This window comes from Pseudoscardovia radai, assembly GCF_002259605.1.
Classification (GTDB): Bacteria; Actinomycetota; Actinomycetes; order Actinomycetales; family Bifidobacteriaceae; genus Pseudoscardovia; species Pseudoscardovia radai.
Window position 1 is genome coordinate 12,291 of record NZ_MWWR01000015.1, and the last position, 14,918, is coordinate 27,208.

The window sequence follows — 14,918 nt, forward strand, 5'->3', positions numbered from 1 at the left end:
GGAAGCCGTACCGGTGTTATGGGTTTTACTGGCTCGAGGAGGCGTCGGAGGAGGAGCCGTCCTCGCCGGACTCGGCGGCGGCGGACTGGGCGTCGCTCGGAAGCGCGTCACCCGCGGTGCCGCTGCCGGCGGTGCTGCCCACCGCAACCTCGGTGTGGGCGACGGCGGTCGGAAGGTCGGTTATCGAATCGGCGGACACGCAGCCTTTGATGCTTTCCAGCGTGGAACCGGGAAGGGTGGTGACCTGGTCGGTGTCGAGCAAATCGTAGAAACTCTCGCCGATAACCACGTCGATCAGCGCGTCCTGACGGTCATCCATGCGCAGGATGGCGTCGTTGAAATGGCCCAGGAGCGTGTAGGCCTCGGCCACGGCGTTCTTGCCGAAGCGAATCTCGGTGCGGTCGATAACGCCGTCGGGGAAGTTGTCGACACCCTGGTTGATGAATCCACGGCTTTGCAGCTCGGAGGCGACGGCCGTCGCGAGGCCCGATTTATCGGTGCCGTTGAGCACACGCACCGTGATTTTGCTGGGGTCGACGGCGGCGGTTCCCGTGGCCACGCAGGGTGCGGTGACGCCGTAGTTCGGCACCGCCTCGGCCTCCGAGGTTTTGTCGAACAGGCCCGCGGCCGTGGGAATGCTGATAACAAGCGCCAGCACGAGGATGGCGATGGCGATGGTGATTGCCATGCGGTGCCTGTCGTGCACGAAAAGCTTGCGCGCCTCGCGCTCGTTGCTGGAAATACGTCCGGCCATGTCCCAACCTTCTATCGATTGCGTTCGCGTTCAGTCTAACGAGAAAACCTGACGATGGCGCCGCGATGATGCGGCGCCGAGGTTCGCGGCAGGCGATGTCAGTAGTTCCTCTCGAAATTCGGATTCTCCAGCGGCAGCGGCCACATGGTGTCCGGCGCCGTCACGCTCGCGGTGCGGTCCGCCATATGGTATCGCGACCAATACTCGGCCAGCTGCCAGGCCTCGCCGATAGACGAGCACAGTGCCGCCACCGTGGGGCCGGAGCCGGAGATGAAGGCGCTCATGATGCCGAAATCCGATTGGGCGCTGCGGATGGCATCGGCGGAGCGGGGGTGCAGGTCGAGCGCGGCGCGCTGCAAATCGTTGCGGTTGCCGGGGGTTGACCCGATTTCGTCGAAGCGCCGGTACACATCGGCCGTGCTCAGGCCATCGTCATACATCGCCAGGGCCACGGCCTTCGGAGCCCACTTCTCCCATTCCGGGTCGGCCGGGCGCGGCCAGGTGGGCCTGGCCGGGTGGTAGTACTCCACTTTCTCGCCGTAGCCGGTGCCGTGCGCGAGGCCGGATTCGTCGATGCTGCCGAGGAAGAACGGGATATCGGCGCCCAGGTTCGCGGCAATCGACATAAGCATGTCGCCGCCGGGCACGATGGCGCCGGGGGCGTCGAACTTCCCGGCCTCGCCCCATGCGTGGAACAGGGCGACCAGCGTTCCGGCGGCATCCGAGGAGCCGCCGCCGAGCCCTGCGGCGACGGGGATGTTCTTCTCGAGCCGGATCATGGCATCGGGGGAGACGTGGCAGGCCTCGGCCAGCGCCCGGGCGGCGCGGATCACGAGATTCGATTCGAATTCCGGGCTTCCCGGTGCGGGGCGCGGGTTCTCCTTGTTGTTTGGCAGTACGAGTACGAGTCCGGCGCCTTCGTCTCGCGCCTCGGCGCTGACGTAATCGTACAGACCCACGCCGCAGTAGATCGTGTCGAGCTCGTGGCGGTTGCCCCATTCGGGATGCCGCCGTTTCCTGACGCGCAGCTCCAGGTTGATCTTCGCCGGGCATCGGTACATGAATGTGAAGCGGCTCATCGTGCCTCCTGTGGTGCGGACGCGGGTGCGTTCGTGTTCGCGGACGGCGCGGGTGCGGCGGGGCCATCGTCGATCGCCTCGCAGGCGCGCGCGAGGGCGATGAAATCGTCGATCGTCAGCGTTTCCCCGCGGCGCTGCCCGTCGATTCCCGCGGCCGCGAACGCCTCGCCGGGAACCGCCTTGCGTAGCGCGGCATGCAGCGTTTTGCGGCGCTGCCCGAAAGCCATGTCGATCAGCGAGAAAACGCGCGTGCGCAGCGCCTCGTCGCGGCGTTCGGGCGTGCTGACGCGCGTGAAGCCCACAAGCGCGGAATCGACATGCGGCGCGGGCCAGAACACGTTGCGCCCCACGATGCCGGCCTTGCGCGTGGTGCCGTACCACGCGAGCTTCACCGACGGCGCGCCATAGATCTTGCTGCCCGGCGTGGCGCTCAGGCGGTCGGCGACCTCCTTCTGCACCATGACGAGGAACGAGTCGAGCCCTTGGAAACGCTGCAGCAGCGTCAGCACGATAGGCGTGGCCACGTTGTACGGCAGGTTCGCCACGAGCTGGAAGCGCGACGATGCGTCGAGCCCAGTGGCGGCGCGGAAGGCGGGGTCGGCCGGGTCGATGGTGAGCGCGTCATGCGTGACGACGGTCAGATGCGGCGCGTTGTCGGGCTGGAAGCGGGCGACGGTGCGCGGCAGGCGCTCGGCGAGCGGCGGGTCGATTTCGACGGCCACGACGCGTGCGCCGGTTTCGAGCAGACCCAGGGTCAGCGAGCCGAGGCCGGGGCCGACCTCCATCACCGTGCCGTCGGGCGACACGCCGGCCTCGTGCACGATGCGGCGCACGGTGCCGGGGTCGATGACGAAGTTCTGGCCGAACTTCTTCGTCGGCGTGATGCCAGCCTCCTGCGCGATCTCGCGGATGTCGGCCGCGCCGAGAAGGCGGTGGGCGGGTTGGGTGGCAGGTTGCGCGGCCGCGGCGGGTTGCGACGATTGCGCCGTCGCGCTCGCGGACGCGGTGCCCGCGTCGGTATCGGCCGCCGCGTCCATGTGGACGGGCGGAGTCATCGTATTGTCAGCGCTATTGCTCATCAGTACCATTTTCTGATCTGCCAGATTCTCCATGCGTTGCTTGGGCTTCCATAGACCTGGCGAATGTAGCTCAGGCCCCACGAGATCTGCACCGCGGCGTTGTCATGCCAGCCGGTGCCCATTTTGCTGCCGGGCAGGGCCTGCGGGATGCCGTAGGCGCTTGACGAGGGGTTGTCGGCGTCCCAGCGCCAGCCGGATTCGCGCGTCCACAGGTTCTCGAGCGCGTTCCATTCGTCGTCGCTCGTCCAGCCGTAGGCGGCCATGGCGGCGCGGGCGTAGGCCTTGGCTTCCGCCACTGTCGCGTGCCACACGGTGCCCGACGGGTCGGAGGTGCCGGAGTTGGTGTTGTCGGAGTTGGAGTTGTTGTTGTCGGAGGTGCCGGAGTTGCTGGAGCTGCCGTTGCCGGGGTCGGTGGTTTGCGCCGGGCTCGGCTCGGGCGTGGGATCCTGCGTCGGCGCGTCGGATGGGGACGGTGACGGGTCCTCGGTCGGCGTGTCGCTCGGGCTGGGGTCCTCGGTCGGCGTGTCGGAGGGTTCCTCGGTGGGGGTGGCCGTCGGCGTGTCGGGCGAGCTGGGGGCCACGCTGGCGTTTGAATCGTCGGAACTCGCGGAATCGGAGGAGCTGCCGGAGCTGGAATCGTCGGAACTCGACGGCTCCGGATCGGGCTGCGCCGGCCCCACGCCGATGATCTCGTCGACCTCGATCTGCGTCTGCGTCTGCGAGACCACCGTGCTGCTCGACGCCACGCCGTCGATATACGTCACGCGCAGCGTCTGCGTGACGATGCCGTCCTGGCCCGCCTGCTCGACCTTCTGCTCGCCCGGCTGCAGCGAGGCATCGGTGACGTACTGCGTGGAATACGGCGTCGTCACGTCCTGCGTGGTGGTGCCATAGGTGACGCGCTGGATGCGCAGCACGGTGGTGCCATCGTCGTCTTCCACCGTCACGAGGTCGTCGGGGCCCACGGTTACGCCGCTCGCGTCGAGCAGCGAGGCGGCCGTGTGGTTGCCCTCGGGGATCACCGTGGTCTTGCCGTCGGCGATCACCGTCACCGGGCCGCTGTCGCTGACCAGGAAGCCGCCCGTGATCTGGTTGTAGATATTCGAGACGTTCACCTTGATCGACATGGCGTCGCGCTCGTTCTGGCTGAAGTAGTCGAGCAGCTGCTGCGCGCTGGACGCGCAGGTCCAGAACGGCACCTGCGCGCCGTTGATGACGAGGGTGGATTCGAAGGCCTGGCAGTACGTCACCGTGTCTCCGTTCGCCAAGGCGCCGTCATGCGTCGAAGTGACGATGTCATGCGTGGCGACGGTGATGTTCTCGTCGGCGAGAAGGCGGTTGACGTTCGTGGCGTACGTGACCACGTTCCGCGTCTCGCCGTTGACCGTCAGCGCGACGGCCTTGCGGGTCTGGACGAAGAACGTGGCCGCGAGCATGGCGCAGACGACGACCACGGAGAGCGCGATTCGCGCAACGCGTGCGCGGCGCGTGCGTCGTGACGGCTGCATGCGACCTCCTTTGCGTGGGGTTTCGAGGGGTGGCTACCGAGGTCTCCGGGGCGGCGGGGGTGTCGGGGCCCCCGGGGCCGCGACGTTCGGGGTGCTGCGGCTGCCGGGGTGTTGCGGCCGCCGGGTGTTGCGGCGACACGATGGATCCTTTCTCGCCTGTGGTTCCAACCGGTATCGAACTGCTCATATTCTAGGTTGCCGCGCTCCGGAAGCGCCACCCGGCCGCGTTCTTCCCCGATTCCCACAAAATCATAGGGACGGGGCAGTGTGCGGGGCGGGCGAAGATGTCCGTAACCCATCACATTGTTGCGGAATTGATAACAGTGTGATGGCTTGCGGACAGGAAATACGATTTTTAGGGCCGGGAGTGGTGGTTTGTGTCCGTAACCCATCACATTGTTATGGAATTGATACCTGCCCCTCTCCATTCCTCCTTCTTCTCTTTTCTCACTTCTTTCTTCTGCCCCCTCTCCTGTCTTCTTGTCTCCTGCGGGGGAGTAGGGGAGTTCCGATGCGGATTCGGTGGGGTTTGGGGTGGCTGGACAGGCGGCGCGCGAAGCGGTGCTTTGATTCCATATTGTGAGACGATGCGCTTCTGTGCGCGGACAGGCGCCGGCGAGGGAGCGGGATAGGCGGTCGGGGGAGTGATGTTATGTCAGAAACGATTCGGGGCTGAGTTTCGGGCGAAGTGTCGGTAAGGGAAAATCGTTGAAAATTCAAGGGAAACAGCGTTTGAAGATGTTTTTCGAATCGCGCAGTGATTGCCGCTCGAGAGGCTTCGGGAAGCCTCCGGCGGAGGGCTCAAGAAGAAATAAAAGGGCGCCAGGCGAAGAAGGGGATGTGCCTGGCGCCCTGAGGCAAACGGAAAATTGGGGGTGGATCCGTTCGCCTTTAACTCCGCCCGGGCATATTGGGGTGTTGCCCGACCGGACTTACTCGGGGGTAAATCTTGGATTATCGATGTCAGCGCATCCCAATAGCGCCGTGGTCACCGGCTGGGAAGTGTCTGTTTTCGTCCCCAGCACTTTGAATATTACCCTATGCGGCGCGTGAAATCGAGGATTTCATGAAACTTTCAGCAAAATGCACAGACAAACATAAGTCTGCGGCGTCGTAGGTTCCATGTCCAGAAAGTGTCCGATTTTTTAATGAGCACCTGTTCTGACATAACGTAAACTGGTGTTATGTGTTCGATATCGTTGGAATTCCAAGGCTTTACGCTCACTCAAGCGTTCTGCTGACTGAGGTTTGCGTGGGTGAGAAACGTTTTTGGAATCACGATTGCTGAGAAGTGTTCGATATCCGCGGCTGCGCGACACGCCGATAAAGGAATTTTGGCGATTGTCTGAAATCCGGACTCATTTTCGCTGTGGGTAAAAATTCGGAGAAATTCGGGTTCCGATGTCGCTTCCAATTTGACAAACGAATCCAAAGTGCTATAGCCGCTAATTTACGTGGAATTCAGTACTCTTGAGGGGCTGAGGTACGAAAATCGCATAAAAGGCAATGAGAAGATACGATTTCGATAATGTTATTGGGCGCATATCGTCGATGAGCGCACGTGGGATGTGGAGGCGCCTGGCAGCGGCTGGTTCGCCCAAGGAGCGGAGACCCAGGCCGTCGCCGGGGAACGGTGGGCTTGATCCGAATGGCGATTCATAACAGTGTGATGGTTTGCGGACAAAAATCGGGTTCTTGGGCATGAAAATCGTGGAATTCTGTCCGAAAGCCATCACATTGTTTCCGGAGAGAGTGCCGGGCGGCGGGAACAAGGAGCGGGGAATGGGGAGCGGGGAACGCTGCAAAAAGAAAAGCCCGGCAATCGCCGGGCGATGGAGCCTCCTGTCAGGTTCGAACTGACGACCTGCCGCTTACAAGGCGGCCGCTCTGGCCAACTGAGCTAAGGAGGCATCAACCCATCAAGCATAACTCACGCCACGGCCATCTCGCGCCACACTGCGCCATTGGCCCTATTCGCTCCATTCGCTCCATTCGCGCCGTGCCGCATCGTGCTGTGCCTCGGTTCGCATGGCCGATACGCAAAGGGCTCCGGATGCCGAAGCATTCCGGAGCCCGTCGAATCGCGGTGCGGTACATGGGTCAGTCGCCCCGTGCCGCCCCGCATCGCCTCGCGTCGCCCTACTTGCTCGAACTGCTCGAGCTGCTCGCCGAATCGCTCGAGCTCAGGTAATTCGCGCCCACCAGCGGCGCACCGTCCGAGCCGATTGACGGCATCACGTTGGTGCCCACGTTGGACTCGTCCAGACCGATCGCCTGGAGGATGAGCTGCGCGTAGTCGGAGCTCGTGAGCTCGACCAGGTTCCAGAAATAGCCGTTGATGATAATCGTCGGCGTAGTCATGGAGCCCTTGTTGTTGCCCTCCACGTTCTTCGTGATCGCGCGATGCGGCGTGTACGTGTGCATCGCGTCAACCCACTCGATATACGTGCCGTCGGTGCAGTGCGACGCCACATCCGCGGTCACGCCCGCGTCCGTGGCCACCTGCTGGATATCCGCGTCGGACACGGCCTTGTAGTTGGTTTCGGACGGCTGGAAGTCCTCGGCGTACAGGCCCTTGATGAAGTCCAGCACATGCTCCGGATCGTTCTCGGCCACATACGCGATGGCGGCCGCGGCGCGCGTCGGGTACTGGTCGGTGGTCAGCTGGTCGAGGAATCCGTTCGGGTGGATCTCGAGGTTGATCTGCCCGGCCTTGACCATGGTCTCGAGCTCGGTGTCGATCTTGCGGTTCAGCGAGCCGCAGCCCGGGCACAGCGGGTCGAAGTATTCCTCGATGGTCGGCGCGCCGTCGATCTTCTGGTAATCGTAGTTCTTCGTAATCACGAAGCCGCCCTGGTCGGTGGCGTGGCTCGGGATGTTCTGGACGGTTTTCAGCGTCTCCTGCAGCGTGGCGTACGCGGACTGCTCCTCGCTGGCCTGTGCGGCGGTGTCGGTGGTTTTCGACGAGTTCTTGTTCCAGATGATGATCCCGGCGATAAGCGCGACGACGACGATAAGCGCCGCCACGGCGAGGATGAGCGAGCGGGTGCGGCGCTCGCGGGCCTCCTGCTCCTGGCGCTGGCGCGCGGCCTCGGCGGCCTTGGCGCGCTGCGCTGCGCGGCGTCGGGTACGGCTGTTGCCCGGCTTGGATGCGGGCTTGGGCGCGGAGTCGCCGCCGTTCTGCTGGGAATTATTGGAATCTTGCGTCGTCATAACATCCCTTAATCTAGGCTCCGATCGGCGCGGATCCGTTGTGTTGCGCCGTGGGTGGTTTCGAATCCTCACTATAATAGAGGGCCTCTAAGAGGGCATCCTGTGAGTTCGGTGGGTGCTGGGGGAAGAAATACGATGGCGCGGCTGGCTTCGCTTCACGCGACGGTCAGGGGCGCCCAGCTGATGGGGATGCCCGCGGCGACCGCGATGGCGAGGATGGCGGTGACGACGCCCCAGACGATGAGCGCGATATGCGAATGGTCGGCGATCTGCGGATCCACGGCGCCGGAGGCCCCTTCGCCGCGCCGCACGCACAGCGTTCCGAGCCCGATCCGCGTCATCGTGGTGAAACGTCTGAGCGGCTTGACGATGTGCGTTCCCATAAGCCCCATGCCCCAGGCGGCGGCGCCCGCGACGGCCAGCCACACCGCGTCGGTGGTATTCGATTCGCCGATGGCGACGGGCATCGTAGCAGTGTCCGACAGATGGATGCCGATGGCATTGCCGGTCGCGTCGAGCGCCGGCCCGGAGGCGATGCATGACATGACGGCGACGGTGAGGAAAATTGCTTCGAACAATACGATTCCCGCGGCGCTGACGGCCAGCCCCTGGAGCAAATGCCACGGGGCCGCCACGACGTCGAGCGCCTTGTCGGCCGGCTGGGTGTGGCCGCCGCGCTTGGCCTCGCGCGTGAACCGCGCGTGCAGCGCGAAGCCGGCGGTGGTGAACGCCACGAGCAGCGCCGGGCCGATGATGGCGGCGAGGCCGGGGAATGGCATGGACAGCACGCCGAGCGTGGCGCCGATGAACAGCGCGGGCGCCGTGCCGTGCAGCGAGAAGGCGTTCGACCACGCGTCGATGTAATGCGCCATGTCGAAGGGGGCGCCGTCCGACGATGCCTCCGCCGACGATGCGTCGCCGGACTGGCTGGCCCCGTCGTCTCCGGCTCCGTCGGTCGATTCGCCCGCTCCGTCCGAGGCGTGTCCGGCGGATTGGTCGGCGTCGGAGCCGTCTGCGGAAGGCGGCGGGGGAGGTATGAGTCCGGAGATGCGGCGCGTATGTGCGAGGCCGGGCTCGCCATCCCCGGTGCCGTCGGCCGTATCGCCCTCGTTGGCCCCGTCTGCGCGCAGGTTTTCGAGGGCGAGGGGAGTGGGGGCGTCCGCGCGCAGCGGCGCGGCCCCGAACGATGGCATGGTTGGCGCGGGCGGATCAAGAACCTCCGTTGCGGCCTGCGACGGGTCGAACGGGGCCATGACGCGTGTCTCGGCGTCGGGGTCGGCGCGGCGCGCCGAATTGGAGAATCCTGCGCCGCCGAAACTGCCGTTGGGGGAACCGGGGCGGGCAAAGCTCGACCACAAAGTGACTGCTTCACGCGACACGCCTGAGCTATCAGGCGTGTCGCCGTCAGTCTCGGCATTGGTGCCGTAATCGTAATCGTCAAAATCGCCGTTCAGCAGCTTCTGGATCTGCTCCGCCTTGTCGGCCGCGCGGCGCCGCGCGGCCTCCGCCTCCTCGCCCGTGGGCATGGCCATGGTGCGCGCGGCGTCGCGCCATTGCCCACGCGCCCCGTCATGAGTGGAAAAGCTTGCGGAAAAAGGGGGCACCACCCCCGCGTTCTCCTGCACGGTGGAATTGCCCGCCGCCGGAGGAAGGGAAGAATTGGAGCCGCGCGACACGCCTGAACCTTCAGGCGTGTCGGTGTTCTTGTAACCAGCGGTGCCGGAGGCGCCGCCATCCGCGTCGGAAAGATGCTTGTGCGGCAGAACCGGATACGACGGCGGCTCCGCGGCCGATGCCGTGCGCGCCGCGCCCATCGTGGCGTCCGCGACGATGGCATCCAGCAGCTCGCGCGCGCTGCAGCGACGCATGCGGTCGGGGCTCAGCGCCGAGCGCATGGCATTCGTCGTATGCGGCCCCAGGCCCACCAGATTCGCGTGTCCCGAAGCCTCGCGTTCCAGAACCGTCATCAGCGGCTTCGTGCCGAAGATAGGGCGCCCCGTGCCGGCGAAGGCCAGCACCGACGCGACGCTCCACCAATCCGTGGCCTCGTCTGCTTCCGATCCGTTGATGATCTCCGGCGCGATGAACCCCGGCGTGCCCATGACCATACCGGTGCGCGTCACATGGCTTTCGCCCTCGCCCATGGCGATGCCGAAATCCACGAGCACGGGGCCGGAATCGGCGATCATGACGTTGCTGGGCTTGATGTCGCGGTGGATGATGCCCGCCGCGTGCACGGCGTCCACCGCGTCGATGAGACGCTGCGCCAGATGCATGAGGTCGACCGGCTCGTAACGGCCGTTCGTGGCGACGTCCTCGGCCAGGTTCATGCCTTCGATGAGTTCGGTCACGATGAAGGCGAGGGAATCGTCCAGCTCCATGTCCACGATGCGGCACACGCCCGGATGGTTGACACGGCGCAGCGCGGCGCCCTCGCGGCGCAGACGCTCGCGCGCCACCTCCTGCTCGTGGTCCGACACGCCGCCGCGCGTGGCGGCGAGGGAATCGCGCAGGATCTTCATGGCGAACACGTTGCCGCCGCCGTCCTGCACGCGCCACACCGAGCCCATGCCGCCGCCGCCCAAGGGCGACATGAGCATATAGCCGCCTACGATCTGCCCCGGCTGCAGGTTCAGCATGGAGATGTCGGACATACTCGATTCTTCCCTAGGCGTTCGCGGCACGCGGTGGCGGCGCGGACGTGACGATACGAACGGTATCCATTATGGACTGCCGCGGCGCCCGGCGGGGCGCGACGCGTCCATTGTGCGGAGGTTTTCACAAGGAATCCTCCGGAAACCACGATTTGTACGCGGCTTGTGTGTATACTACCTTCAGGCTCAACGGAGAGTACATCTCACGGAACCTTCGGGACCAAGCTCCGAAGCTGGAACAGCGGAACCGAATAAGACAACAACCAACCTTCCACTCGGATCGTTCGGCACGTACCTGCCGATGAAAGGAACAGATATGTCATCTAGGGTCGTTTTCGATCACGTCACCCGTATCTACCCGGGCAACGACAAGCCGTCCGTCGACGACTTGAACCTCACCATCGAACCCGCTGAGTTCCTCGTCCTCGTTGGTCCTTCCGGCTGCGGCAAGTCCACGACTCTGCGCATGCTCGCCGGCCTCGAGGAGGTCAACAAGGGCCACATCTACATCGACGACAAGGACGTCACGAATGTGCAGGCCAAGGACCGCGACATCGCCATGGTGTTCCAGAACTACGCCCTGTACCCGCATATGACCGTTCGCGAGAACATGGGCTTCGCCCTGAAGATCGCGGGCGTCGACAAGGCTGAGATCAACAAGCGCGTCGAAGAGGCCGCCAAGATCCTCGACCTGACCGAGTTCCTCGAGCGCAAGCCGAAGGCTCTGTCTGGTGGTCAGCGTCAGCGCGTCGCCATGGGCCGCGCCATCGTGCGTAAGCCGAAGGTGTTCCTCATGGATGAGCCGCTGTCGAACCTCGACGCCAAGCTCCGTGTGCAGACCCGTACGCAGATCGCCGCCCTGCAGCGCAAGCTCCAGGTCACGACCCTGTACGTGACGCACGACCAGACCGAGGCCCTGACGATGGGCGACCGCATCGCCGTCATCAAGCTCGGCGTCCTGCAGCAGGTCGGCGCCCCGACCGAGCTGTACGATCGCCCGGCGAACGTGTTCGTCGCGGGCTTCATCGGCTCCCCGTCCATGAACATCAGCACGCACCCGGTGGTCAACGGCATGGCCATGGTCGGCGACGACGCCATCACGCTTCCGTCGCAGGCCGTCTCCAAGCTGACGCCGGAGGACGGCAACAAGATCGTCCTCGGCTTCCGCCCGGAGGATGCGCGCCTCGTCGGCCCGGATGAGGCCGAGGCCTTCCAGCTCAAGGTCGTGAACGTCGAGGATCTCGGTTCCGACGGCTACATCTACGGCAACATCATGACCGACGGCTCCGCCGCCGAGAGCGCGACGCTGATGTCTGACCAGAACAAGATGACCACGATTCGCGTCAACCCGCGTCAGCTCCCGATGCCGGGCGCCGTCGTGCGTGTCCAGATCGACCCGGCGAAGATGCATCTCTTCGCTCCGTCGACCGAAGAGCGTCTCAACTAATCCAGACTGGTTTATGGGTTAAGGTGGGCCGGCCGCTTCTGCGGCCGGCCCATTTTGCGCCTTTCGCCGTGGTGTCGGAGCTTCCCCGGCTCTTCCCACGGTCGCACGGCACGGCCGTGCAGCCTTGCAATCCCGAGAAATCCCATCGTATTCGTGTTCCGCCTGCGCCTGCGCCCGTGCTGTGCCGCGCCCGCGCCTGCGCCTGCGCCTGCATGCCGCGCACACCGAGCCCGCGCACACTGCACGCGCCGCGCCATCCGCGCAGCTTCTGCACAACGCGGCCCTGCGTGTTGCGGGCGGACGGAACGCGGATGAATTATCGTTAAGGCATGGATATGACACCGATTGATCCTCGAATCGTCAATGCAACATCCGTCAAGGCCTCCGATGCCGAAGACCAGACCAACAATCCCGAGGCCGAGCCGAAATCCCTCACCATCACCTCCGCGAGCTCGGATCCCAAGATGTTCACGCTGCCGTGGGACCAGCCGCTGGCCACCTGGCCCGACGACCTCCTCGTCAACCTGCCGCGAGGCATCTCCCGCCACGTCGTGCGCTTCGTGCGCGTCGGCGGGCATATCTACGCCATGAAGGAGATCACGCGCCCCGTGGCCGAGCGCGAGTACGAGACGCTGCGCCAGCTCGAGAAGCTCGACGTGCCCGCGGTCAAGCCGATCGCCGTCGTCACCGGGCGCCACAAGCCCGACGGCGAGGAGCTCGAGGCCATGCTCGTGACCGAGCACCTCAAGTTCTCGCTGCCGTACCGCGCCCTGTTCGCCCGCAACCTGCGCGACGACACCGCCCAGCGCCTTATCGACGCGCTCGCCGTGCTTCTGGTGCGCCTGCACCTCATCGGCTTCTACTGGGGCGATGTGTCGCTCTCGAACGTGCTGTTCCTGCGTGACGCCGACGAATTCTCCGCGTTCCTCGTGGATGCCGAGACCGGCGAGATGTACCCCAAGCTCACCGACGGCCAGCGCGAATACGATATCGACCTGGCGCGCATGAACATCATCGGCGAGCTGATGGACCTCAACTCCGGCAACCTGCTGCCGGGCGGCGTGGACGAGATCGAGGTCGGTAACCGCCTCGTGGACCGCTATCACTCGCTGTGGAGCGCGCTGACCGACGTCTCCACCTTCAAGCCCGACGAGATGTGGCGCATCGAGAAGCGCGTCAACAAGCTCAACGAGCTCGGCTTCGACGTGGACGAGCTCGAGGTCAAGACCACGCCGGACGGCAGCAAGGTCAACGTGCGCCCGCGCGTGGTGGACGCCGGCTACGCATCGCGCAAGCTGCTGCGCCTGACCGGCCTCGACGTGCAGGAGAACCAGGCGCGCCGCCTGCTCAACGACCTCGAGGCGTACCGCATGAGCACGTGGCGTCAGAACGAGGACCTCGAAATCGTGGCGACGGACTGGATGCGCGAGGTGTTCGAACCCACCGTGCGTATGATCCCGCCCGAGTATCGCTCGCAGATCGAGCCCGCGCAGTTCTTCCACGAGGTGCTGACGCACCGCTGGTACCTGGGCGAGAAGATGGGCCACGATGTTCCCATGCAGGTGGCCACGCAGAGCTATATCGACCAGTACCTCAAGGATTACCGCATCGACACGCAGGTGATGCGCGCCATCAACATGGATGCCGACGCCGGCGTGATCGACGACGAGAAGACGTACGGCGACAATTCCGATATCACCGGGGAGAACGGGAAGGATGGTGCCGGTGCCGGTGCTGGTGCCGGTGCCGGTGCGGGCGGCGCGGGTGCCGGCAACGGCGCGGTTATCGACGCCGACTACGACGATGACGACCAGGACGCCAGTGTCTGGTCACAGGATGTCAGCGGCCGCGATTCCGAATCGCACTGATTGATTCCGGACTCGGTGCCCGCTCCGGCACCGAGTCCGTGCCTGCTCCATCTACTCCGTGGCGTGGAGGCGGGCGGAATAGACGCTGCTCAGGGCGATGCCGGCGGCAACGGAGGCGTTCAGCGACTCGACCATCGAGCTCATGGGGATGCCGGCGATGACGTCGCAGGTCTCGCGCACGAGGCGGCTGATGCCCTTGCCTTCCGATCCGAGCACCACAATAAGCGGATCGGTTTCGAAGCCGGTATGCCCGACCTCGGCCGTGCCGCCGCCGTCGAGGCCCACGGCGTAATAGCCGCGCTCGCGCATGCTTTGGATGGCCTTCGTGAGGTTCACGACCTTCGCCACGGGAATATGCGCGGCCGCGCCGGCCGACACCTTCCACGCGGCGGCGTTCACGGAGGCGCTGCGGCGCTCCGGCAGAATCACGCCGTTCGCGCCGAATGCCGCGGCGGAGCGGATCACCGCGCCGAGGTTCTGCGGATCGGTGACGCCGTCGAGCGCAATGAACAGCGGCTTGGCCAGGTTGCGGGCCTCGGGGGAGGCGCCGGACAGGGCCTTGGCCTTGGCGTCGGCGCGGTCGACAAGCGTCTGCAGCGACGCGTATTCGTACGGAAGCGTGCGCAGCACGATGCCCTGGTGGTTCGACGAATGCGCGATATGGTCCATCTCGATGCGGTCCGCCTCGAGCAGATGGATGCCCTCGGCGCCCGCAAGCTTCACGATTTCGCGCGTGCGGTCATCATGCTCGATGCGCGCGGCGATATAGAGCTCCTTCGACGGAACGTTGGAACGGAGCGCCTCGAGGACGGCGTTGCGTCCGATGACGAGATCCGATGTGTCGCCGCTGGAGAAGCGGGCGGCGCGGCGCTTGGCCGCCAGACGCGGGTCTGCGGCGCGGCGCTTGTCGGCCGCGACCTTGGCCTTGTGGGCCTTGTGATACACGCGGTCCTCGGCCTTCGGCGTGGGGCCGTGGCCGCGCAGGGCGTTGCGATGCTTGCCGCCCGATCCCTTGGTGGGTCCTTTTTTCTGTGCCATGCGAACCATCTTAGCGAAAACCCCGCATCTGGCGGTTTCTGCGTGGGCGAGAAAGGCGGAGGGCATACGATGGCGCCATCGTGTTTTCTTCCGGAGCGAAACACCGCGCAGGCGCGTGTCGCATGCGGTGGCGCGGCGGCGCCGGATTCCCGCGCGTCTTTCCACGATTTCCCCGTATCGCTTTGATACCATGAAAAACGGTAATACACGTTGATATCCGCGCAGCGTTGGGCATTCATATGCATCGACGTTGACTACTCCGCGGCAGACCCAAGGAG

Annotated in this window: 9 protein-coding genes and 1 tRNA gene; 2 read left to right on the top strand and 8 right to left on the bottom strand. The window is 65.0% G+C overall.

Annotated elements, in window-relative coordinates; translation table 11 throughout:
• Positions 1 to 25: 25 nt before the first annotated feature.
• The 7 genes from PSRA_RS07225 to PSRA_RS07255 all read right to left on the bottom strand — a co-directional run bounded on the left by PSRA_RS07225 (position 26) and on the right by PSRA_RS07255 (position 10,287).
• The gene (locus PSRA_RS07225) at positions 26 to 754 is read right to left on the bottom strand and encodes a LytR C-terminal domain-containing protein (protein WP_094661231.1); all 729 of its coding nucleotides are present in this window, start codon (positions 752 to 754) and stop codon (positions 26 to 28) included.
• A 98-nt stretch (positions 755 to 852) separates the two neighbouring features.
• Positions 853 to 1,833 carry a 4-(cytidine 5'-diphospho)-2-C-methyl-D-erythritol kinase gene (locus tag PSRA_RS07230; RefSeq protein WP_094661232.1) on the bottom strand — a complete coding sequence of 327 codons (981 nt, stop codon included), beginning with the start codon at positions 1,831 to 1,833 and terminating at the stop codon, positions 853 to 855.
• Positions 1,830 to 2,870 (bottom strand): 16S rRNA (adenine(1518)-N(6)/adenine(1519)-N(6))-dimethyltransferase RsmA, encoded by a 1,041-nt coding sequence (rsmA, locus tag PSRA_RS07235; RefSeq protein ID WP_094661249.1) that lies wholly within the window; start codon positions 2,868 to 2,870, stop codon positions 1,830 to 1,832. Before rsmA ends, PSRA_RS07230 begins: the two co-directional genes overlap by 4 nt.
• A 41-nt stretch (positions 2,871 to 2,911) precedes the next feature.
• Entirely contained in the window at positions 2,912 to 4,420 is a 1,509-nt protein-coding gene (locus PSRA_RS09685) for an aggregation-promoting factor C-terminal-like domain-containing protein (protein WP_094661233.1), read from the bottom strand.
• A gap of 1,833 nt (positions 4,421 to 6,253) precedes the next feature.
• A tRNA-Thr gene (locus tag PSRA_RS07245) sits at positions 6,254 to 6,330 on the bottom strand.
• Between the two features lie 229 nt (positions 6,331 to 6,559).
• Complete coding sequence (locus tag PSRA_RS07250; protein WP_094661234.1) at positions 6,560 to 7,633, bottom strand: DsbA family protein; 1,074 nt, start codon at positions 7,631 to 7,633, stop codon at positions 6,560 to 6,562.
• Between the two features lie 155 nt (positions 7,634 to 7,788).
• Positions 7,789 to 10,287 (bottom strand): serine/threonine-protein kinase, encoded by a 2,499-nt coding sequence (locus PSRA_RS07255; RefSeq protein ID WP_094661235.1) that lies wholly within the window; start codon positions 10,285 to 10,287, stop codon positions 7,789 to 7,791.
• 316 nt (positions 10,288 to 10,603) lie between these two features.
• On the opposite strand from PSRA_RS07255, the gene PSRA_RS07260 reads away from it, so the two are divergent.
• Positions 10,604 to 11,734: an ABC transporter ATP-binding protein gene (locus tag PSRA_RS07260; RefSeq protein ID WP_094661236.1), complete on the top strand. Its 1,131-nt coding sequence runs from the start codon at positions 10,604 to 10,606 to the stop codon at positions 11,732 to 11,734.
• Positions 11,735 to 12,063: 329 nt separating this feature from the next.
• Positions 12,064 to 13,602 (top strand): DUF4032 domain-containing protein, encoded by a 1,539-nt coding sequence (locus PSRA_RS07265; RefSeq protein WP_094661237.1) that lies wholly within the window; start codon positions 12,064 to 12,066, stop codon positions 13,600 to 13,602.
• Between the two features lie 51 nt (positions 13,603 to 13,653).
• On the opposite strand, the gene rlmB is transcribed toward PSRA_RS07265, so the two are convergent.
• On the bottom strand, positions 13,654 to 14,640 hold the full coding sequence (rlmB, locus tag PSRA_RS07270) for a 23S rRNA (guanosine(2251)-2'-O)-methyltransferase RlmB (RefSeq protein WP_094661250.1): 987 nt from the start codon (positions 14,638 to 14,640) through the stop codon (positions 13,654 to 13,656).
• Positions 14,641 to 14,918 lie beyond the last annotated feature (278 nt).

Coding starts and splice junctions, on each gene's coding strand:
- PSRA_RS07230 (WP_094661232.1), bottom strand. CDS start 1,833: ATGAGCCGCTTCACATTCATGTACCGATGCCCGGCGAAGATCAACCTG.
- PSRA_RS07265 (WP_094661237.1), top strand. CDS start 12,064: ATGGATATGACACCGATTGATCCTCGAATCGTCAATGCAACATCCGTC.
- rlmB (WP_094661250.1), bottom strand. CDS start 14,640: ATGGCACAGAAAAAAGGACCCACCAAGGGATCGGGCGGCAAGCATCGC.
- PSRA_RS07260 (WP_094661236.1), top strand. CDS start 10,604: ATGTCATCTAGGGTCGTTTTCGATCACGTCACCCGTATCTACCCGGGC.
- PSRA_RS07225 (WP_094661231.1), bottom strand. CDS start 754: ATGGCCGGACGTATTTCCAGCAACGAGCGCGAGGCGCGCAAGCTTTTC.
- PSRA_RS07255 (WP_094661235.1), bottom strand. CDS start 10,287: ATGTCCGACATCTCCATGCTGAACCTGCAGCCGGGGCAGATCGTAGGC.
- PSRA_RS07250 (WP_094661234.1), bottom strand. CDS start 7,633: ATGACGACGCAAGATTCCAATAATTCCCAGCAGAACGGCGGCGACTCC.
- PSRA_RS09685 (WP_094661233.1), bottom strand. CDS start 4,420: ATGCAGCCGTCACGACGCACGCGCCGCGCACGCGTTGCGCGAATCGCG.
- rsmA (WP_094661249.1), bottom strand. CDS start 2,870: ATGGACGCGGCGGCCGATACCGACGCGGGCACCGCGTCCGCGAGCGCG.